The sequence below is a fragment of the Bradyrhizobium cytisi genome, from assembly GCF_008123515.1.
Taxonomy (GTDB): domain Bacteria; phylum Pseudomonadota; class Alphaproteobacteria; order Rhizobiales; family Xanthobacteraceae; genus Bradyrhizobium; species Bradyrhizobium cytisi.
Genome location: NZ_VSSR01000006.1, coordinates 64,720 through 84,139 on the forward strand (window position 1 = coordinate 64,720; position 19,420 = coordinate 84,139).

15 protein-coding genes and 1 pseudogene are annotated in these 19,420 nt (G+C 65.8%); 7 read left to right on the top strand and 9 right to left on the bottom strand.

Annotated features, from left to right (window positions below; all coding sequences use genetic code 11):
- Nucleotides 1-18 precede the first annotated feature (18 nt).
- On the bottom strand, nt 19-960 hold the full coding sequence (locus FXB38_RS02985; protein ID WP_148749282.1) for a hypothetical protein: 942 nt from the start codon (nt 958-960) through the stop codon (nt 19-21).
- A 412-nt stretch (nt 961-1,372) separates the two neighbouring features.
- Here FXB38_RS02985 and FXB38_RS02990 point away from each other — a divergent pair, with 412 nt between their 5' ends.
- Nucleotides 1,373-2,569, top strand: coding sequence for an acetylornithine transaminase (locus FXB38_RS02990; RefSeq protein ID WP_148749283.1), 1,197 nt, complete (start codon nt 1,373-1,375; stop codon nt 2,567-2,569).
- A gap of 203 nt (nt 2,570-2,772) precedes the next feature.
- On the opposite strand, the gene FXB38_RS02995 is transcribed toward FXB38_RS02990, so the two are convergent.
- The 3 genes from FXB38_RS02995 to pcsA form a co-directional block, all read right to left on the bottom strand.
- A complete protein-coding gene (locus FXB38_RS02995; RefSeq protein WP_148749284.1) occupies nt 2,773-3,747 on the bottom strand; it encodes a quinone oxidoreductase family protein in 975 nt (324 codons plus the stop codon).
- 75 nt (nt 3,748-3,822) lie between these two features.
- A complete protein-coding gene (locus FXB38_RS03000) occupies nt 3,823-4,557 on the bottom strand; it encodes a TerC family protein (RefSeq protein ID WP_148749285.1) in 735 nt (244 codons plus the stop codon).
- Entirely contained in the window at nt 4,554-5,291 is a 738-nt protein-coding gene (gene pcsA, locus FXB38_RS03005) for a phosphatidylcholine synthase (protein ID WP_148749286.1), read from the bottom strand. Before pcsA ends, FXB38_RS03000 begins: the two co-directional genes overlap by 4 nt.
- 128 nt (nt 5,292-5,419) lie before the next feature.
- Between pcsA and FXB38_RS03010 the strand changes: the two genes are divergently transcribed.
- Nucleotides 5,420-6,601, top strand: a complete 1,182-nt coding sequence (locus tag FXB38_RS03010) for a UbiH/UbiF family hydroxylase (protein WP_148749287.1) — start codon at nt 5,420-5,422, stop codon at nt 6,599-6,601.
- A gap of 8 nt (nt 6,602-6,609) precedes the next feature.
- Here FXB38_RS03010 and FXB38_RS45010 read toward each other — a convergent pair whose 3' ends face one another.
- Both FXB38_RS45010 and FXB38_RS45015 read right to left on the bottom strand, forming a co-directional pair.
- Nucleotides 6,610-6,759, bottom strand: a complete 150-nt coding sequence (locus FXB38_RS45010) for a hypothetical protein (RefSeq protein ID WP_246229622.1) — start codon at nt 6,757-6,759, stop codon at nt 6,610-6,612.
- 52 nt (nt 6,760-6,811) lie between these two features.
- Nucleotides 6,812-7,006 (bottom strand): annotated as a pseudogene (locus FXB38_RS45015) (AEC family transporter); the annotation flags it as partial.
- A gap of 106 nt (nt 7,007-7,112) precedes the next feature.
- On the opposite strand from FXB38_RS45015, the gene hspQ reads away from it, so the two are divergent.
- Nucleotides 7,113-7,445 (top strand): heat shock protein HspQ, encoded by a 333-nt coding sequence (hspQ, locus tag FXB38_RS03020; protein WP_018317973.1) that lies wholly within the window; start codon nt 7,113-7,115, stop codon nt 7,443-7,445.
- Nucleotides 7,446-7,522: 77 nt separating this feature from the next.
- Here hspQ and FXB38_RS03025 read toward each other — a convergent pair whose 3' ends face one another.
- On the bottom strand, nt 7,523-8,347 hold the full coding sequence (locus FXB38_RS03025) for an invasion associated locus B family protein (protein WP_148749288.1): 825 nt from the start codon (nt 8,345-8,347) through the stop codon (nt 7,523-7,525).
- 260 nt (nt 8,348-8,607) lie between these two features.
- Between FXB38_RS03025 and FXB38_RS03030 the strand changes: the two genes are divergently transcribed.
- The 3 genes from FXB38_RS03030 (at nt 8,608) to FXB38_RS03040 (ending at nt 13,270) form a co-directional block, all read left to right on the top strand.
- Nucleotides 8,608-10,455, top strand: coding sequence for an extracellular solute-binding protein (locus tag FXB38_RS03030; RefSeq protein ID WP_148749289.1), 1,848 nt, complete (start codon nt 8,608-8,610; stop codon nt 10,453-10,455).
- A 4-nt stretch (nt 10,456-10,459) separates the two neighbouring features.
- On the top strand, nt 10,460-11,962 hold the full coding sequence (locus FXB38_RS03035; protein WP_148749290.1) for a class I adenylate-forming enzyme family protein: 1,503 nt from the start codon (nt 10,460-10,462) through the stop codon (nt 11,960-11,962).
- Between the two features lie 84 nt (nt 11,963-12,046).
- Nucleotides 12,047-13,270, top strand: coding sequence for a GGDEF domain-containing protein (locus FXB38_RS03040; protein ID WP_148749291.1), 1,224 nt, complete (start codon nt 12,047-12,049; stop codon nt 13,268-13,270).
- A gap of 12 nt (nt 13,271-13,282) precedes the next feature.
- Here the strand turns inward: FXB38_RS03040 and mfd are convergent, their stop codons facing one another.
- Together mfd and FXB38_RS03050 are read right to left on the bottom strand one after the other, a co-directional pair.
- On the bottom strand, nt 13,283-16,801 hold the full coding sequence (gene mfd / locus FXB38_RS03045; RefSeq protein WP_148749292.1) for a transcription-repair coupling factor: 3,519 nt from the start codon (nt 16,799-16,801) through the stop codon (nt 13,283-13,285).
- Nucleotides 16,798-17,088, bottom strand: a complete 291-nt coding sequence (locus FXB38_RS03050) for an FAD assembly factor SdhE (protein ID WP_148749293.1) — start codon at nt 17,086-17,088, stop codon at nt 16,798-16,800. Before FXB38_RS03050 ends, mfd begins: the two co-directional genes overlap by 4 nt.
- Before the next feature lie 184 nt (nt 17,089-17,272).
- Between FXB38_RS03050 and recG the strand changes: the two genes are divergently transcribed.
- Nucleotides 17,273-19,381 (top strand): ATP-dependent DNA helicase RecG, encoded by a 2,109-nt coding sequence (gene recG / locus FXB38_RS03055; protein ID WP_148749294.1) that lies wholly within the window; start codon nt 17,273-17,275, stop codon nt 19,379-19,381.
- Nucleotides 19,382-19,420: the final 39 nt, after the last annotated feature.

Here is a 19,420-nt window from a genome sequence, read left to right on the forward strand (position 1 = left end):
CCGTCATCGCGGATGCTTTCACGCTAGCCATTTCGGCACCCAGCGCTCCGGGCGCGGTCCACGGGCGAGATCGGCCTTTGCCTCAGCGAGCAGAGCCGGCTCGCCGCCGATGGTCGGGCGCACATCGTACTCGAAGTTCGGCATGACGCGGCCGTCGGCGTAGAGACCGAATTTCATCGCGTACCACAGTCCGAGCTCGGGCTGCGCGCGGCGCATCTCCTCGCGCAGGTCGCGCAGCAGAGATTCGATCGAGGCGGCCTCCTCGAACGGCTGCGGCCCGCGCGACAGAACGCGCGCCTCGTATTGCTTGCCGACGATCGCGACCTCGAAATGCGTCTTGTCCCACGCGTTCTTGCCCTTCGGCAGATGCGCAGCGAGCCGCCAGCCGAGCTCGGCCATCAGGCGGTGATTGGCCCAGTATTCTTCGCGGTCCCGGCTCCACTTCTCAACGAAGCCGCGGAAGTCGGGCAGCTCGCATGCGCCATCCTCGCACGTAACAGGCTCGCCGGTCGGCCGCCGGGCCAGCCATTGCGCAAGCTCGACCGTCTGGGGCTCGACCTCGTCGTGCGGACACAGATCGTGCCAGGCCTTGTCGAATTGCTGCGACGTCAGTTTTGCAAGCAGCGCGTCGAGGGACGGCGCGAGCAGCTCGTAATCACCCTCCGAGCCGAGCCCCACGATCGGAGGATCGTCGCGATCGAGACCCGCGCCGTACCAGCCGCCGACGGCCGAGCCGTCCGGCAGGCGCATGAACAGCGCGAACCGGTCGCGCAGCGGACTGCCGTCGAAGATCGGGGCCTGGTCGGAGAACTGGCCTTGCAGCGAGAAACAGCCGACGCTGCCCCAGGCCCGCCCGTTCAGCCACCCGGCAAAATCCAGCAGCAAAGGCGGCGCCTCGATGCCCGGCGGAAACGCGCCGCGAATGCTGTCGAGGTCGATCGGATAAGGCGTTTCGGACAAGGCTGAAAACTGTCTGGTTGGTCCCGTCCCTCTTGGTCTGCCCCGGCCTGCCGCCGGTTCGAGCCAATTCGCATTCCGAGGTCACAAACGCGCTAGAGGCTTGTTGGTTTCTACGCAGCCGAAATTTGCGCCGCTACGTTCGCGCTTACGGCGTTCAGTAGGTCCCGCTTGACAAGCCCTGCCTTTCGGCTGTAGGGACCCGCCCCATGATCAATTCCCGGACCCATCTGCGCCAGGCCATGCGTCGTCGCTCCCGCGACGATGATGGGTTGCGCCATGTCCGACGACGCCGCTGAACCAGTAGCTTCAGCATAGTTTTCGAGAAGGCCGCACCCGCAAAGTGCGGCCTTCTTGCTTTTCGCGTCCCTTTTCACCCGCCCCCAGATCTTCGCTACCTCAAGAGGAGCTCGACATGACCACCGCCACCCATCCGTATGACGCGCTGATGGACATCACCGCACGGCCCAAGGCCGTGTTCGTCCGTGGCGCCGGCTCATACCTCTGGGACGACAGCCGCAAGCGCTATCTCGATTTCGTGCAGGGCTGGGCCGTGAACTGCCTCGGCCACTCCCCGCCGGCTGTTGCGGATGCGTTGGCTTCGCAGGCCAGGCGGTTGCTCACGCCGAGCCCGGCCTTCTACAACGAGCCCAGCCTCAAGCTCGCGCAGGCGCTTGTCGGCAACAGCGCGTTCGACCAGGTGTTCTTCACCAATTCCGGCGCGGAGGCCAATGAGGGCGCGATCAAGCTCGCGCGCAAATATGGTAGCCGGCACAAAGGCGGGGCGTTCGAGATCATCGCGTTCGAAGGCGGCTTCCACGGGAGGACGCTGGCGACGATGTCGGCCTCGGGCAAGAAGGCGTTCGAGCCGCTGTTCGAGCCGAAGGTTGCCGGCTTCAAGAAGGCAAAGCTCAACGACATTGCCTCGGTCGAGAAGCTGATCGGCAGCAACACCGTTGCGGTGATGCTCGAGCCGATCCAGGGCGAGTCCGGAGTGTGGCCGGCAACCGATCAGTTCTTGCGGGAGCTGCGCGCGCTGACCCAGGCCCATGGCCTGCTGCTGATTTTCGACGAGATCCAGACCGGCATGGGCCGGACCGGAAAGCTCTTCCACTACGAGCATACCGGGATAGCGCCCGACATCATGACGCTCGGCAAGGGCATCGGCGGCGGCGTGCCGCTCGCAGCTTTGCTTGCGACCGAACGTGCCTCCTGCTTCGAGCACGGCGACCAGGGCGGCACCTTCAACGGCAACCCGGTCATGTGCGCTGCCGGCCTTGCGGTGCTCGGTGAGGTCGGTAAGCCGGATTTCCTGAAGTCGGTCACCGAGACCGGCCTGCTGCTCGAAAGCGAGCTGCAAAAAGTCTCGGCGCGGCACGGCCTCGGCGGCGTGCGGGGACGCGGGCTGCTGCTCGCGCTCGACCTCAAGCTGCCGATCGCGCCCGGCATCGTCGCGCAGGCGTTCGAGGCCGGCGTGCTCCTCAACGCACCGCAGCTCGACGCGCTGCGCTTCATGCCGGCGCTCAACGTCACAAAGGGAGAGATCGCCGAGATGATCGATTGTCTCGACGGGATCCTGACCAGGGCCGGCGCGGCACGGAGGGTCGCGTAGAAACGGTCTCGTGCCCCGGACGCAGCGCAACGCCCCTTCGGCGGTGCGCTGCAGAGCCGGGGCCCATCTCTCAGCGATTTCAGCTCTCGGCCTCCTGGGTCCCGGCTCTGCGCCGCAACGCCATAAGCGCGTTCACGCGCGTCTTCAACGCGCTTGCGCGTTGCAGCTTGTCCGGGACACGAGAGCGGATATCGACGGAAGACCTACGGCTTCAATATCGACGCGCCGGTCGTGTTGCGGCTTTCGAGATCGATATGGGCCTTGGCGGCGTCCTTGAGCGCATAGGCGTGGTTGATCGGCACGTGCAGCTTGCCGTTGATGACGGCGGAAAACAGCGTGTCGGCGCCTTCCAGCAGTTCCTTGCGCGTGCCGACGTAGTCGTTGAGCTTCGGCCGCGTCGCAAACAGCGAGCCGTGATTGTTCAATTCGGCGATCGAGAACGGCGGCACGGGGCCCGAGGCATTGCCGAACGAGACGAACATGCCGCGCGGTTTCAGGCACGACAGCGAGCCCGGGAAGGTCGTCTTGCCGACGCCGTCATAGACGACATCGCAGCCCTCGTTGCGGCTGATCTGCTTGACGCGCGCGACGAAGTCTTCCTCGTTGTAGAGGATGACGTGGTCGCAGCCATTAGCCTCGGCGAGTTCGGCCTTCTCGCGCGAACCGACGGTGCCGATGACATGGGCTCCCAGCGCGCTCGCCCATTGGCAGGCCAAGAGGCCGATGCCGCCGGCCGCCGCATGGATCAGCACGCGATGATGCGGCTCGACCTTGAAGGTCTTGTGCAGCAGATACCAGACGGTCAGCCCCTTGAGCATCAGCACGGCGCCCTGCTCGTGGGTGATGTGGTCGGGCAGCTTGACCAGCTTCTCCCAGGGGATGTTGCGCTCGCTCGTATAGGCACCGAGATTGTGGTAGTAGGCGACGCGGTCGCCGGGATGGAAATTCGTGACCCCCGGCCCGACCGCCAAGACCTCGCCGGAGGCCTCGTTGCCGGCGATGAAGGGCAGCCCCGGCGCCTTGTAGAGGCCGGTGCGGTAATAGACGTCGATGAAGTTCAGGCCGACCGCATGTTGGCGGATGCGCACCTCGCCGGCCGCAGGCGCCGGGACGTCGACGCTCTCATAGACCAGCGCTTCGGGGCCTCCGACCTTGTGCACACGGACCGCTTTGGTCATCACCTGACCTCCTCTTCTCCAGCGCCAGCGAAAGACATAGCGCCCGCCTTGTCAACTCGACCCAAATTGGAGCGACTAGACGGACGGCTTGCTGGCCTTCTTGCGGTTACGCTTCGCCAGCACGTTGAAGAACTCGACGGCCGCCGAGAACGCAATTGCGAAATAGATGTAGCCGCGCGGGATGTGGAATTTGAATCCGTCCGCAACCAGGGCGACGCCGATCAGCACCAGGAACGCCAGCGCCAGCATCTTGGTGGTCGGATGCTCCGCGACGAATCGCGCCACCGGTCCCGACGAAATGTACATGATCAGGCAGGCGATCACGACGGCGGCGATCATGATCTCGAGGTCCTGCGCCATGCCGATTGCGGTGATGATCGAGTCCAGCGAGAACACGATGTCGATGACGATGATCTGGACGATCACCCAGAAGAAGGCACTGCCGCCGGAGTCCTTCTTCCCCTCGCCGTCATCGGCCTCGACCTCGGCGTGGATCTCGTGCGTCGCCTTCGCGATCAGGAACAGGCCGCCGCCGATCAGAATCAGGTCGCGCCATGAGAAGTCGTAGCCCGCAAACGAGAACACCGGCGCGGTCAGGCCGATCAGCCAGACCAGCACGCTGAGCAGGACGATGCGGAAGACCAGCGCCAGCGCCAGCCCGATCTGGCGCGCGCGCCGGGCCTGTGGCTCGGGGATGCGCGAAACGATCACCGACAGGAAGATGACGTTGTCGATGCCGAGTACGATCTCGAGCGAGGTCAAAGTGAGCAGCGCGGCCCAGGCCTCGGGGCTGGTCAGCAAATGCATCATGCCAACGACCTTGCGAGGCGGATCAGCGCGTCGCTGAACACGATCCAGAGCGCGATCGCGCAGAGCGCAACCGTCACGCCGGTGCCGACGCGAAAATCCATCTCCAGCACGTAAAGCCCGAGCAGCGACCAGATCGCAATCAGCGACATCGTCAGCCAGCGCAGCCGCACGACGCGAACCGGATGCAGGACGTGGAATGGCACGAAGGTCAGCACCACCAGCGCCGCGACCAGCAGCGTCGATGACAGCGGTGGCCAGTGCAGCAGGAACAAATAGAACGCCGCCGCATTCCACAGCGCCGGGAAGCCGCGGAAATGATTGTCATCCGCCTTCATGCGCAGATCGGCGAAATATAATGCGCTGGTGACGATGATGGCGATGCCGAGCAACGGCGCCGCCACCGGCAGCAACAGGCCGCTCGCCACGATCGCGTAGGCCGGCACGAAGACGTAGGTGACGAAGTCGACGATGAGATCGAGCACGTCGCCCGACCAGTTCGGCTGTACCTTCTTGACGTCGAGCCGGCGCGCGATCGGTCCGTCGACGGCATCGATGATCAGGGCGACGCCCAGCCAGCCGAACATCGCCGCCCAGTGCTCGCGCACCGCCTCCAGCATCGCCAGGAGCGCGATCGCCGCGCCGAAGGCGGTGAAGATGTGCACCGAAAACGCCGCGACCCGGATCGCGGGTTTCGGCTTGAGGGAATCCTCTTGGCTGTCGATCTGAGTTTCCATGGCTCCTGCTACCAGAATGGGACCGGTTTGCACATCCGCTGTCGCGGCATTGCGCCGCGCAACTCGTCATAAAATCAGGCAAAATAGGTGGGCTTGTATTTGCCGCAGGCCGTGTCACATGTCGTTCCATGACAGACGCATCCACACTCTTCGACGTCAGTGTTATCGGCGGCGGACCGGCAGGCCTTGCGGCAGGCATTGCACTGGCACGGGCCGGCGCGCGGACCGCGCTGCTGGCACGGCGCCTGCCCTACGCCGACAATCGCACCACCGCGCTGTTGGGGGCCTCCGTCGATCTGCTGGAAAACCTCGACGTCTGGCCGCGCTGCAGGGACAAGGCGGCGGCGCTCGAGGTCATGCGCCTCGTCGACGACACCGGGCGGTTGTTCCGTAGCCCCGAGGTCCGGTTCTCCTGTCATGAGATCGCGCTCGACGCGTTCGGCTACAACATCGACAACCGTTCGCTGATGCTGGCGCTCGAGGCGCGCGCGGCCGAGCTTCCCGACCTTGTCCGCTTCGACGACGAGGCCGAGAACGTCGTCATCGAAGCCGATGACGTCGCAATCCGCACGGCGTCCGGACAATTCCTGACCGCGCGGCTCGTGGTCGGCGCCGACGGCCGGCACTCGCTGTGCCGGGAGGCCGCCGGCATTGCCGTGACGCGGCGCGAGCTGATGCAGACGGCGCTGACCTTCAATGTCAGCCATGCCCGCCCGCACCGCAACGTCTCGACCGAGTTCCACACGCCACACGGCCCTTGCGTGTTCGTGCCGCTACCCGGCAACCGCTCCAGCATCGTCTGGGTCTCGGCGCCCGCGGAGGCCGAACGGATTCGTGGCCTGAGCGACGAAGACCTTTCCGCAGCGATCGAGAAGCAGTCGCATTCCATTCTCGGCCGCATGACGGTCGAGCCCGGCCGCAACCTTTTTCCGCTGGCGATCGAACGGCCAAATTCCTTCGCGCGCGACCGCATCGCGCTGGTCGGAGAAGCCGCCCATGTGCTGCCGCCGATCGGTGCCCAGGGCCTCAATCTCGGCCTGCGGGATGCCGCCGATATTGCGAGGCTGGCTGGCGAGGCGATCGCATCGGGCCGGGATCCCGGCGCGGCCGACGTGCTCAAGCACTACGACCGGGCGCGGCGTCCGGACATTTTGAGCCGGACCTTTGCGATCGACATCGCCAATCGCTCGCTGCTCAACGATTTCCTGCCACTGCAGCCGGTCCGTGCCATCGGCATGCACCTGCTTGGCGCCATCGGTCCGCTCCGGCGTTTTGCGATGCGCGAGGGGCTGACGCCGACCTGGCGATAATAGCCCGCTTACGGAAACGCCAGCCGGCCGGTCTGGAGCAGCCACATCACGCTGGTCAGCGTGACCACGGATGCGAACGTCCCGAGCAGCACGGCGACGGAGGCGGATTCGATCCAGGCAGCCCGATATGAAGCGCGGCGATGGCTGCGCCAAAACAAGCCGAAAAGATCAGCGGGTTGAGCACGATCTGCTTCAGCACGACGGCGAAGGGAACGGCGGGTTGTTCAATTCCGCGAACGGCGTCTTCGACATGATCGCAAACAGCATTGCCGGCAGCGACACGTAGAGCAGGAAGAAGTTCATCCAGGCGAGGCCCGATTCCGGTAGTGACTTGGCCTTGCCACACGCGAATCCGACGAAGATCAGGCCGAAATAAGGTAGTGCCAGATTGAGGATATCGACCATCGATAAAGTGTTTTCTAAAGACTTGGGGTTTATCTGCCCCTTAAGTAGACGTTAATTCCAAATGAGGGCACTAGCATCGGCCACAATCCTGGTCTATCGACGGGGAATGATTAAAGCGCGGACCGCCAAATTCCAGATCGGTCAGGTCGTTCGCCACCGGATCTTCTCGTTCCGGGGGGTGATTTTCGACATCGATCCGGAGTTCAACAACACCGAGGAGTGGTGGCTGTCGATCCCCGAGGAGGTGCGGCCTCACAAGGATCAGCCGTTCTATCATCTGCTCGCGGAGAATGCGGAGTCCGAGTACGTCGCCTACGTGTCCGAGCAGAACCTGCTGCCCGACGAATCCGGCGAGCCGATCCGGCATTCCCAGGTCGCCGAGATCTTCATCAAGAACAAGGATGGCGGCTACCGCCCGCGCAATCCCTCTTTGAACTGAGCTTCGCCCGCATCGAGCGGCCCGCAAAAAAGGCGCTCGAACCGAGCGCCTTTTTCATGTCCGGGATCAGAGCCCGATTACTTCTGAGCCGTCGGAGGCGCGCCGGGTGCGCCACCCTGCTGCTCGAGCTTCTTGCGCTGCTCGTCAGCCTTCTTCTGAAGCTCTTCCTGGAGCTTCTTCTGGGTTTCCTCGAACACCTTCGGATCGGTCGGCGGACCGTCATAGGCCTTCTGGAATTCGCCCGTGAGCGGTAGCGGCAGGGTCAGTGGCGCACCGTTGGCGTTGATCGCCTGCACCACGAGGTTCTGGCCCTTCTTCATATTGGCGATGAGTTCGGGCGTCGCCTCGTAGTCCGACATGCAGCCGTTCTGGAAGCAGATCACATAGGGGCTCTGCAGCGGCGGATTGTTGTCGACGATGACGCGGGTGCCGTGCACGAGCTGCATGCCGAGCGGCAGCGTCACGCGCAGGATCTTCTTGGGCTCGCCTTCCGGCTCGATGATCACGGCCGCGATGACAGGCTGGCCCGATTCGATCCGACCGTCCTTGCCGGTAAAGCAGACCTGCTTGGCGTTGGCGTCCTGGCCCTTGAGGCAGAACTTGGTCCAGGGGGCGTAGATCAGCTGGATCTGCTGATCCGCGGGCTGGCCGCCCTGCGCCGCCGGAGCGCCCGGCTGGGCCGGGGGCTGCTGCGCCTGGGGAGCCGGCGCGGGAGTCGCAGCGGGCGCCTTAGGGGCAGCCTTAGGAGCGGCTTTCGGGGCTGCCTTCGGCGCGGGTGCGCCCGGGGCCGGCGCCGGAGTCTGAGCCTCGGCGGCAAACGGGACGACCAACGCCGTCGCCGTCAACAAGGCGAGAACTCGCCCGCGCGGCCGGACGGACGCGGCCAAATAACGAAAATTCATTGCAGAAAACCCTTTCTGAACGGGAAGTGCCCGAACCGCTCCGAAGCGCCGAAACAAGCCGCCTTGGGCGCGGCTCTCTCCCCGTCAATTGAGGCGGATACGTGACGGGCTCGGCGCTCGTGCGCGATTGCGTGCCTTCTTAACGCGGTCGACGGAAAGATCAATGCCGACAAGCATCTTTGGCTGTTTCCCGACGGGCGCTCAGTGAAATCCCTGTGATAGGATTCAGCCCCTGCCGGCCCTCGAATCAACGTGTCCGAATGTTCATGTTCCAGCGCCTGCTCGAGGGCCCCGGTGTCCGACTCTGTAGCCTCGCTTTGGTCCTCACCATTGGGCTATCGGCGTTCGGCGGCGCCGGGGCCGAGGAGGCCCACGCAATCGCCATGCACGGCAAGCCGGCGCTGCCGGCCGATTTCACCCACATGCCCTACGCCAACCCTGATGCCCCCAAGGGCGGCCGGCTGACCTGGGGAATCCTCGGCACCTTCGACAGCCTCAACCCCTTCATCGTCAAGGGACTGGCCGTGCAGCCGATCCGGAACTACGTCGTCGAAAGCCTGCTGGCGCGCGGCCAGGACGAGCCGTTCACGCTCTACGGCCTGCTCGCCAAAACCGTCGAGACCGACGACGGGCGAAGCTACGTCACATTCCGTCTCGATCCCCGCGCGCGCTTCTCCGACGGCAAGCCGGTGCTTGCCGAGGACGTGCTGTTCTCCTGGGAGCTCCTGCGCGACCATGGCCGTCCCAATCTCCGGCAATATTACACCAAGATTGCCAAGGCCTCGGCACCCGATCCCCTCACAATCCGCTTCGACCTCACCGGCGCCAACGACCGCGAGCTGCCGCTGATCCTCGGCCTGATGCCGATCCTGCCGAAGCACGCCATCGATGTCGCGACCTTCGAGGAGACGACGCTGACCGGGCCGATTGCCTCGGGCCCGTATCGCGTCACGGCGGTCAGGCCCGGCGCCAGCGTGACGCTCTCGCGCAATCCCGATTATTGGGGCCGCGATCTCCCGATCAATCGCGGGCTCTTCAATTTCGACGAGATCCGGCTCGACTATTTTCGCGAGGCCAACGGCCAGTTCGAAGCCTTCAAGCGCGGCCTCTATGATTTCCGCGTCGAGAACGAGCCGTTGCGCTGGCACGAGGGCTACGATTTTCCGGCCGCCAGGAACGGCGACGTGATCCGTGACACCGTCAAGCCCGGCGTGCCGCAGCCTTCGGAATTCCTGGTGTTCAACACCCGCCGTCCGATCTTCGCCGACATCCGCGTGCGCCAGGCGCTGACGCTGCTGTTCGATTTCGAGCTGGTCAATCGCAACTATTTCTTCTCGCTCTATTCGCGCGTCGCCGGCTACTTCGCAGGCTCCGACCTGTCGGCCTATGCCCGGCCCGCGGATGCGCGCGAGCGCGAGCTGTTAAAGCCCTTTGCCGCACAGATTCCGCCTGACATCATGGATGGCAGCTATCGGCTTCCCGTCACCGACGGCTCGGGGCGCGACCGGACGACGCTGCGCGCCGCGCTAAAACTCCTGTCCGACGCCGGTTACGATCTCGACGGCACCGTGCTGCGCAACCGCGCGACCAAGGCACCCTTCACCTTCGAGATGCTGGTGACGACCCGCGACCAGGAGCGCATCGCACTCGCCTTCCAGCGCGACCTCAAGCGCGCCGGCATCGCGCCGAGCGTGCGTTCGGTCGATCCAGTGCAGTTTGACCAGCGCCGGCTGTCTTACGAGTTCGACATGATTCAGAACCGCTGGGACCAGTCGCTGTCGCCCGGCAACGAGCAGTATTTCTATTGGGGAAGTGCTGCAGCGGACAATCCGGGCACCCGCAACTACATGGGCGCCAGGGATCCCGCGGTCGATGCCATGATCAAGGCCCTGCTGGAGGCCCGTGATCATACGGATTTTGTCGCGGCAGTGCGGGCGCTCGACCGCGCTTTGATCGCGGGCTGCTACACAATCCCCCTGTTTAACGTATCCGAGCAATGGATCGCACGCTGGAATCGGATAGAACGACCATCGACCACTGCGTTATCAGGCTATCTGCCGGAGACCTGGTGGTCGAAGGGTGAGTCTCAAGCCAGTCCAGCGAAGTGACGCCGTGAACCAGCCAGCCGTATCGCCGACGCTCGACACGCTGTTCCAGCGGACGCTGATGCGGCAGCCGCACGCGCCGGCTTTGCTCGATCCCCTCAACAAATCCCGCATCACCGGACATCAGCCGCGGCGGCTGACCTACGCCGAAGCCGACACCGCCATCGATGCGCTGTCGGCGCATTTCGTCGAATCGGGCCTGCCGGCCAATTCGGTGATCGCGATCCAGCTGCCTTCCACGGTCGAGTTCGTGCTGACGGTGCTCGCCGCCCATCGCGCCGGCCTCGTGGTCGCCGTGCTGCCGCTGCTGTGGCGGCAGGCGGAACTGGCAGCCGCGCTCAACCGCACCGCGGCGCGCGCCATCGTCACCATGAGCAAGGTCGACGGCGTCAGCTATTCCGACCTCGCGATGCACGCCGCCGCCGAAGCCTTCTCGATCCGCCACGTCTTCGGCTTCGGGGCTGATCTGCCCGAGGGCATGGCCTCGCTCGACGAGGTGCTCGCGCGCCCGCCCGGCACCACGCGCACGGTGATCCAGGACGGCCGCAAGGCGGCGATGATCTCCTTCGATGTCACGGCCGAGGGCTTCCGCCCGGTGCCGCGGCCGCATTTCAGCCTGATCGCGGGCGGGCTTGCGATGTCGCTGGAAGCCGACATCCAGCAGGGCGCGACCGTGATGGCGGCGTTCACGCCGATGTCGTTCGCGGGCCTCGCCTCCTCGCTCGCGGTGTGGCTGCTTTGCGGCGGCACGCTGGCGTTGCATCATCCGTTCGAGAGCGAGGTGCTGGAGCAGCAGATCAACGAGCACGCATGCGACGTGCTGATCGCGCCGGCCCAGCTCGCGCTGCGGCTTGGCGATTCCAACCTCGCGGCACGGATGCCGACCTTGCGCAACGTCATCGGGCTCTGGCGCGCGCCGGAGCAGGTAGCCGCAAGCGAAGCCTGGATCGCGCCACATGCGTCGCTCACGGACGTCTATCTGTTCGGCGAAGCCGGACTGTTCGGCGCCCGGCGCGGCGACAACGGCATGCCGGTGGCGGTGATGCCGGGACCGCACGGCGCCCCGCGCGAGCAATCCGGCTCCTCGATCGCGGGCGATATTCTGCTGACCCCAAAGGGCACGCTCGGCCTGCGCGGCCCGATGGTGCCGATCGCGGCCTACGCGCCCCCGCAGCCGGTCGGCGAGACGCTGACGGCGCAGCCGCCGCGCGACTACGTCGACACCGGCTTTGCCGCGCGGATCGACCGCGCCAGCGGCGCGATCTGCATCACCGCACCGCCCTCTGGCATCATGGCGGTCGGTGGCTATCGCTTCCTCTCCAACGACCTCCAGGAATGGGCGCGCCGGCTCGGCCAGGGCGCGCTGCTGACGGCCCTGCCCGACCGCCTCTCGGGCCATCGGCTGGCCGGCCGGGCCCAGGACAATGCCCGCGCCCGGGAGGCGCTTAGCGAGCTTGGCCTTAACCCCCTGATGGTCGAGGCTTTTCGCGACCGCTCCGGGCCGATCTAGGCGCAGTTTTGCCCGAAACATTGACGCTGCATTAAGGCCGCCGGACTAGATTGCGCAGCATCGATTGCGTGATCAGAGTATCCCATGTCCCAGGCGGGCCCGATCCTGTTTGTGTCCAATGCCGAGCGCCCCGCCTTCATTGCGGCGCTGGACGAGGCCCGTCTCTTTCCGGTCGTCGACAGCGATTGGGCGAGCGCCGCGCGCGCCGTCGAGCAGGTTCAGCCGGCCGCGGTCCTCGCCGCCATGCCTGGTGGGCACGAGCCGCATATGGCATTGCTCGCGAAGAAGATCGCCGATCAGGCGCTTTATCTCCCGCTGGTCGCGCTGGATGCGCAGACTTCGCTGCCCCACAACGCCCTGCCCTTCGCCACGCGCGGCAACGCTGCCGAACGCCTGATCGCGCGCTTGCGCGCCGCGATCCGCATCCGCACGCTACACGCCACCGTGCTGCGCCGGCTGCCGGAGGCGAAGGTCGCGGTGCCGGAGACCGATCCGGTGCGCGACGCCATCGTGCTCTTGATCGGCCGCGGCGCGGCTTATCCCGCGCTCTCCGTCGCATTCGGCGAACGGACGGGTGTGGTCGGCGCACTTTCGATCGAGGCCGCGGCAAAACATCTCAACACCCGAGACATCGATGGCGTCGTGCTCACGGACGGCTTCACGCCGCGCGTCACCGATGCCTTCCTCACGGTGCTCGCGGAGGATACGCGCTTCCGCAACCTGCCCGTGGTCGTCACCGCGCACCAGCTCACCCAGAGCTACGACCTGCCCAATCTCGAGCTGATCGCAGGCGAGCCCGCCAAGGTCGCGGCCAACGCGCTGCCGCTGATCCGCCAGCACGCGATGGAAGCGCAACTGAGCCGAACGCTGCGCTCGATTGACGCCGGCGGCTGGCTCGATCCGCGCAGCGGCCTGTTGACGGTCGAAGCCTTTGCCCGCGATTTTTCCAAAGCGGTCGAGCAGACGCTCGCGCGCGGCGGCGGCCTGTCGGTGGCGCGCTTCGCCTTCGATCCCGGCAATCCCCGCGCGCAGCTGGATGCCGCACGTATCCTCAGCCGCCTGATGCGCCAGATGGATTTCGGCACAGCACAGAAGGACGGCTCGGTGATCGTGGTGTTCGCCGAGACCGACTTCCGCACGGCACATATGATCGCCCGCCGCCTCTCGGCGGTGATGAAGCACACCTCGAACGGCAAGCACGAGATGCGCAGCGATCCCGTGGTCAGCGTGGATTCGCTGTCGCCGTCGGATACGGCAAGGTCGCTGCTCGGGCGGCTGTCGGCGGACGCGTCAAGGGCAGCGTCGTAATCACAACCTCGCCTACGCCGCCTTCTTTTTCTGCGCGAGCTGCGCAAGCTGCCGCATGATCTCGGTGGTGCCGGCGAGACGCTCCTCCGGCGTCTCCCAATCCTGCAGGAACACCACCTTCATGTCGGGCCGCACCTTGGCGGCTTGGCCGTGGCTGCGGATGAACGTGACCAGGCGGTCGGGATGTGCGAACGAATTGTCGCGGAAGGCGATGACGGCGCCCTTCGGACCGGCATCGATCTTCCCGACATTGGCCTGGCGGCAGAATGCCTTGATCGCGGCGACCTTGAAGAGATAACGCACCTCGTCCGGCAGCACGCCGAAGCGGTCGCGCATCTCGGCGCCAAAATTCTCGATCTCCTCCTCGCTGTCGAGATCGGCCAGGCGCCGGTAGAGCGACAGCCGCACCGAGAGGTCGCCGACGTAATCTTCCGGAATGAGCACGGGCATGCCGATGGTGATGGTCGGCGACCAGCGGTCGGCGGCCGGCTCGGAGACACCGGCCTTGAGGTTGACGATCGCCTCCTCCAGCATCGACTGGTAGAGCTCGAATCCGACCTCCTTGATGTGGCCGGACTGCTCCTCGCCCAAGAGGTTACCGGCACCGCGGATGTCGAGGTCGTGCGAGGCGAGCTGGAAGCCGGCGCCCAGCGTCTCCAGCGATTGCAGCACGGTGAGCCGGCGCTCGGCTTGCGCCGTGATCTTCTGCTGCGCCGGCAGTGTGAACAGCGCATAGGCCCGCAGCTTGGAACGGCCGACGCGGCCGCGGAGCTGATAGAGCTGGGCGAGACCGAACATGTCGGCGCGGTGCACGATCAGCGTGTTAGCATTGGGAATGTCGAGGCCGGATTCCACGATGGTGGTCGACAGCAGGACGTCGAACTTGCCGTCGTAGAACGCGGTCATGATGTCCTCAATCACCGCAGGCGGCATCTGCCCGTGCGCGACCGCAACCTTCATCTCCGGCACGTTCTTGACGAGGAAGTCCTTGACCTCGGCGAGGTCGTCGATGCGCGGCACCACGTAGAACGCCTGACCGCCGCGATAACGCTCGCGCAGCAGCGCCTCGCGGATCATCAGCGGATCATGCGGGGCCACGAAAGTGCGGACCGCGAGACGGTCGACCGGAGGGGAAGCAATGATCGACAGCTCGCGGACGCCGGTCAGCGCCAGTTGCAGCGTGCGCGGGATCGGCGTTGCCGACAGCGTCAGCACATGCACCTCAGAGCGCAATGCCTTCAGCCGCTCCTTGTGGGTGACGCCAAAGTGCTGCTCCTCGTCGACGATCACGAGGCCCAAATCGCGGAACTTGATGGCCTTGCCGAGCAGCGCGTGGGTGCCGACGACGATATCGACCGAACCGTCGGCAATACCCTTCTTGACCAGGTTGAGCTCTTTGGTCGGGACCAGGCGCGAGGCCTGCGCCACGTTCACCGGAAAGCCCTTGAAGCGCTCGGTGAAGGTCCTGTGATGCTGGCGGGCGAGCAGCGTGGTCGGCACCACGACCGCAACCTGCTTGCCTTCGAGCGCAACGGCAAACGCCGCGCGAAGCGCCACCTCGGTCTTGCCGAAGCCGACGTCGCCGCAGATCAGGCGGTCCATCGGACGGCCGAGCTCGAGGTCCTTCAGGGTGGATTCGATCGCCCCTAACTGGTCCTCGGTCTCATCGTAGGGGAAGCGTGCGCAGAACTCGTCATAGATGCCTTGCTGTACTGGCAGCTTGGGTGCCTCGTGCAAATGGCGCGCAGCGGCGATCTTGATCAGCTCGCCCGCGATCTCGCGGATGCGGTTCTTGAGCTTGGCCTTGCGGGTCTGCCAGCCGGAACCGCCGAGACGATCGAGCTCGACCGTGGTCTGGTCGGAGCCGTAGCGCGACAACAACTCGATGTTCTCGACCGGCAGGAACAGTTTCGCCTCGGCGGCATAATGCAGCTCGAGACAATCATGCGGCGCGCCGGCGACGTCGAGTGTCTGCAGGCCGACGAAACGGCCGATGCCGTGATCGGCGTGGACGACGATGTCGCCCGCGGTGAGGCTCGTGATCTCCGATATGAAATTGTCGAGCTTGCGGCTTGCCTTGCGCGGGCGCACCAGGCGGTCACCGAGGATGTCCTGCTCGCTGATCAGCGCGATCTCGTCGGTCTCGAAACCGGCCTCTAAGCCGAGCACGGCGAGCATGGTCTCGTTGCGCGGCGTCGCCTGTACCGTCCGCCAGGCGTTGACGCTGGTGGTGTGGCTCAGCTTGTGGTCGCGCAGCATCGAGGTCATGCGGTCGCGCGAGCCTTCGCTCCAGAGCGCGATCACGACCTTCTTGCGGTTCGCCTGCAGGCCCATGACATGCGCGACGACGGACTCGAACACGTTGACGGTAGCATCGTTACGCTCGGGCGCGAAGTCGCGGCCCTTGCGGGCACCGGCATCGACGACGCCAGTGCCGTCGGCCGGCACGGAGAACTGCGTCAATCGCGCCAACGGGATGTCGCCGAGACGCTTGCCCCATTCGTCCTCGGTCAGATAGAGCCGATCAGGCGGCAGCGGCTTGTAGATCGCGCCGCCGCCCGGATGCTCCATCGCATCGCGGCGGGCCTCGTAATAGTCTTGGATCTGCTTGAAGCGCTCGCGGACGGCGTCTTCGGCCTGCGGCTCGATCGCGACGGCCGCGCCCTGCAGATAGTCGAACAGTGTATCCATCCGGTCCTGGAACAGCGGCAGCCAGTGTTCCATGCCGGGATGGCGGCGGCCTTCGCTGACGGCCTCGTACAGCGCGTCGTCACGCTCGGGCGCGCCGAACTCGGCGACATAGCCCATGCGGAAGCGGCGGATGGTGTCGGTGACGAGCTGGAATTCCGAGATCGGGACGAGGTCGAGTGCGCGCATGTCGAGCAGCGTGCGCTGGGTCTCGGCGTCGAAGGTGCGGATCGATTCCAGGCTGTCGCCGAAGAAGTCGAACCGGACGGGCTGCTCGAGACCGGCCGGAAACAGGTCGAGAATACCGCCGCGCACGGCATATTCGCCGGGCTCGCGCACTGTCGAGGAACGATTGTAGCCGTTGTGCTCGAGCCAGGCGACGATGGTGTCCATCGGCACGACATTGCCCGGCGCAACCGACAGCGCCTGCGCCGCGACGAGCTCGCGCGCGGGCACGCGCTGCACGATTGCGTTCACCGTGGTCAGCACGATCAGCGGCTTGTCGCTGCCGGTGAGCGGGGCCAGCCGCGCCAGCGTGGTCAGGCGCTGCGCCAGGACTCCGCCATGCGGCGAGACACGGTCATAGGGCTGGCAGTCCCAGGCCGGAAACTGAAGCACCGGCAGATCGGGCGCGAAGAATTGCAGCGCGCGTTCGAGCTGCTGCATCCGGGCACCGTCGCGGCAGACCACGGCAAGGCTGACGGCCGGTTTCTTCGGCCGCGCCGCGATAGCGCGCGCGAGATCGGAGACGACGAGGCCCTCGGCGCCCTCGGCGACATTGGCAAGCGTCAGCGCGCGGCCGGGCGTCAGCAGCTCGGCCGGAGATTTCATTCCCGGTTTCATAAATCGCGGTCCGCGATCGGATAGGCCTTGATCCGGGCAAACAACGCGCCGGTGACATCGGCTGGCAGCACCTTGTCACCGGTGATGGCGGCGTAGAGGTCGGGATCGGACTCCTCGAGCAGGGTCTCCAGCTCGATCAGCTCGGCGTCGGAGAGATTGGCGATCTCGGCATCCGCAAAGCGGCCGAGGATCAGGTCCATCTCGCGCGTGCCGCGGTGCCAGCAGCGGAACAGCAACCGCTTGCGGCGGTGGTCCAGCCCGTTGCTCGATCGTGTCGTTCCCGTCATGTCTCAATCCAGTCAAACGCAGAAAGCCCGGACGTGCCGGGCCGGGGTGATATAGCCACTCGAACCTGCCGTGTCAGCCCTCGATTTGGCATGGCTTGACGCCCGCGAAGGGCTGCGAAAAAAGCCGTGGATGCCCGGCATAAAGCCGGGCACGACGAGCCGAAACGATCCTAGATTCGCTCTCATGCGCCCCAGCCTGCTCAATCCGCTGTTTGCTCCCGTGACCAGCCTGCCCGGCGTCGGTCCGAAGCAGGACAAGCTGCTGCAATATCTGCTCAGCCGCAACGAGCCGCCGCGGCTGGTCGATTTGCTGCTGCATCTGCCGAGCCAGGTTATCGACCGCCGGGCGCGGCCAAAGATCCGCGACGCGGTCCAGGGAACCATGGTGACGCTGGAGGTCACCGTCGACCGCCACCGCCCGCCCCCACCGCGCAACCCCCGCGCGCCGTATCTGGTCTATGCCAGCGACGACACCGGCGACGTCGTGCTGACCTTCTTCCGCGCCAAGCCCGGCCATGTCGAGAAGCTGCTGCCTGTCGGCGAGAAGCGCTTCGTCTCCGGCACGCTGCAGATGTACGACGGCATGCCGCAGATCGTTCATCCCGACCGCGTGCTCGACGAGGAGGCGTTCTCAAAGCTCTCGGGCATCGACCCCGTCTATCCGCTCACCGAGGGCCTCGCGCTCGGCTCGCTCCGCCGCGCGATCGCGCAGGCGCTGCAGAAGCTGCCGGCCCTGCCCGAATGGATCAGCCCGGAGGTGCTGCGCCGCTGCAATTTCCCGCCGATCGCGGAAGCGCTCAATCGCGTGCACCAGCCGGTCGAGCTGACGGACATTCTGCCGGACCAGCCGTTCTGGTCCCGCCTCGCCTTCGACGAGCTGCTTGCCGGCCAGCTGGCGCTCGCCTTGATCCGCGCGCAGCTGCGCCGCCCGGCCGGGGTGCGCAATGCCGGTGACGGACATTTGCGCAACAAGATCATCGACGCCTTGCCCTATGCGCTCACGTCCTCCCAACGCGACGCAGCCGCGGCGATCGCGAACGATCTGCAGCAGCCGGTGCGCATGCTGCGCCTGCTCCAGGGCGACGTCGGCTCCGGCAAGACCGTGGTCGCGCTGCTGGCGGCCGCCGCTGTCGCCGAGGTCGGCAAGCAGGCCGCCCTGATGGCCCCGACCGAAATTCTGGCACGCCAGCACATCAAGACGATCGCCCCGCTCGCCGAGCGCGCCGGCATGCGGGTCGCGATCCTCACCGGCCGCGAGAAGGGCAAGGAGCGGCGCGAGATCATCACTGAGCTCGCCGAGGGCGAGATCGATCTCCTCGTCGGCACCCATGCGCTGATCCAGGACGACGTGATCTTCCACGATCTGGCGCTCGCCATCGTCGACGAGCAGCACCGCTTCGGCGTGCGCGAGCGCCTGGCGCTGACCTCGAAGGGCGAAGCGGTCGATGTTCTCGTGCTGAGCGCAACCCCGATCCCGCGCACCCTGGTGCTGACTTATTTTGGCGACATGGACATCAGCGAGTTGCGTGAAAAGCCCGCCGGCCGCCAGCCGATCGACACCCGCGCCGTCGCCATGAGCCGGCTCGGCGAGGTCATGGACGGCGTCGGCCGCGCGCTCGAGTCCGGCAAGCTGGTGTACTGGATCTGCCCATTGGTCGAGGAATCCGAGGCGGAGGGGACCGAGCATCTCACCAACGCGACCAAGCGCTTCGAGAGCCTGCAGAAGCGTTTTGGAGATCGCGTCGGCCTCGTCCATGGACAGATGAAGGGCACGGAAAAAGACCGCGCGATGGGCCAGTTCGCCGCGCACGAGATCGGGCTTCTGGTCGCAACCACCGTGGTCGAGGTCGGCGTCGACGTGCCGGCCGCCACCATCATGGTGATCGAGAATGCCGAACGCTTCGGCCTCGCCCAGCTGCACCAGCTGCGCGGCCGCATCGGGCGCGGCTCGGAGGCTTCGACCTGCATTTTGCTCTACAGCGAACCGCTCGGCGAAATGTCGAAGGCGCGGCTGAAAGTGATCCGCGAGACCACCGACGGGTTTCGTATCGCTGAAGAGGATCTGAAATTGCGCGGCGAAGGCGATGTGCTCGGCGTCCGCCAGAGCGGCCTGCCCGGCTACCGCATCGCGCGCCCGGAGGTCCACGGCCAGCTCATCACGCAGGCTAGAGACGAGGCGCTGCGCATCATGAAGGACGATCCGAAGCTGAAAGGCGAGCGCGGCGAAGCGCTGCGCTGCCTGCTGTATCTCTACGAGCGGGACGAGGCGATCCCGCTGATCGGGGCGGGATAACGCCGCCTCCTTGTCATTGCGAGCGTAGCGAAATGCCAA

Coding starts and splice junctions, on each gene's coding strand:
- FXB38_RS02990 (WP_148749283.1), top strand. CDS start 1,373: ATGACCACCGCCACCCATCCGTATGACGCGCTGATGGACATCACCGCA.
- FXB38_RS02995 (WP_148749284.1), bottom strand. CDS start 3,747: ATGACCAAAGCGGTCCGTGTGCACAAGGTCGGAGGCCCCGAAGCGCTG.
- FXB38_RS03000 (WP_148749285.1), bottom strand. CDS start 4,557: ATGATGCATTTGCTGACCAGCCCCGAGGCCTGGGCCGCGCTGCTCACT.
- pcsA (WP_148749286.1), bottom strand. CDS start 5,291: ATGGAAACTCAGATCGACAGCCAAGAGGATTCCCTCAAGCCGAAACCC.
- FXB38_RS03010 (WP_148749287.1), top strand. CDS start 5,420: ATGACAGACGCATCCACACTCTTCGACGTCAGTGTTATCGGCGGCGGA.
- hspQ (WP_018317973.1), top strand. CDS start 7,113: ATGATTAAAGCGCGGACCGCCAAATTCCAGATCGGTCAGGTCGTTCGC.
- FXB38_RS03025 (WP_148749288.1), bottom strand. CDS start 8,347: ATGAATTTTCGTTATTTGGCCGCGTCCGTCCGGCCGCGCGGGCGAGTT.
- FXB38_RS03030 (WP_148749289.1), top strand. CDS start 8,608: ATGTTCATGTTCCAGCGCCTGCTCGAGGGCCCCGGTGTCCGACTCTGT.
- FXB38_RS03040 (WP_148749291.1), top strand. CDS start 12,047: ATGTCCCAGGCGGGCCCGATCCTGTTTGTGTCCAATGCCGAGCGCCCC.
- mfd (WP_148749292.1), bottom strand. CDS start 16,801: ATGAAACCGGGAATGAAATCTCCGGCCGAGCTGCTGACGCCCGGCCGC.
- FXB38_RS03050 (WP_148749293.1), bottom strand. CDS start 17,088: ATGACGGGAACGACACGATCGAGCAACGGGCTGGACCACCGCCGCAAG.
- recG (WP_148749294.1), top strand. CDS start 17,273: ATGCGCCCCAGCCTGCTCAATCCGCTGTTTGCTCCCGTGACCAGCCTG.